Consider the following 468-nt stretch of genomic DNA (forward strand, 5'->3'; position numbering starts at 1 on the left):
TTTTTCTACACCAACGTCGCGGGCCGCATCGACGTTTGCGTTGACGTTGATTGCCCTGGCATCGAATGGGCGAACTGCGTCACGAATCGGATTGAACAGTGGGTTTATACTTCGGAGTCCGTAATTTTTGAAGTGAACGTGTATCGCGGCATCGAACCGGCATGGAGCGGAATCGGCGCGAATGTTTGGGAAGAACACCCGGACTACGTTGGCTCTGGCTGGTGGCGTCTAACGAATACACCCGTCAGCATCAGAGTAATTCAATGAAATTTTCAAAGCGTCAGATCGAAGTGTTGGACCTGCTCGCCACGGGCAAGCGGCAAAAGGAGATTGCCGAGTTGCTGAAGATTTCCGCGAAAACCGTCTACACGTTTTTGGAGCGCGCTCAGCGCAAAGCGGGCGTGCAGACGACAAACGAATTGCTCGTGTTCTGGGTTCGCGAAAAGCCTCACGCGGGGCGTGTAGGGA

The 468-nt window shown here is 53.8% G+C and carries 2 protein-coding genes; both read left to right on the top strand.

The features are described from left to right. On the top strand, positions 1–267 hold a 267-nt coding region (locus tag I6F37_RS39000; protein ID WP_225154224.1), incomplete at its 5' end, for a hypothetical protein. Further along, positions 264–468, top strand: a 205-nt coding sequence (locus I6F37_RS39005) for a response regulator transcription factor (protein ID WP_225154225.1), incomplete at its 3' end; no start/stop codon positions are given. The genes I6F37_RS39000 and I6F37_RS39005, both read left to right, overlap by 4 nt.

The organism is Bradyrhizobium sp. NBAIM08 (assembly GCF_020193935.1).
Lineage (GTDB): Bacteria > Pseudomonadota > Alphaproteobacteria > Rhizobiales > Xanthobacteraceae > Bradyrhizobium > Bradyrhizobium yuanmingense.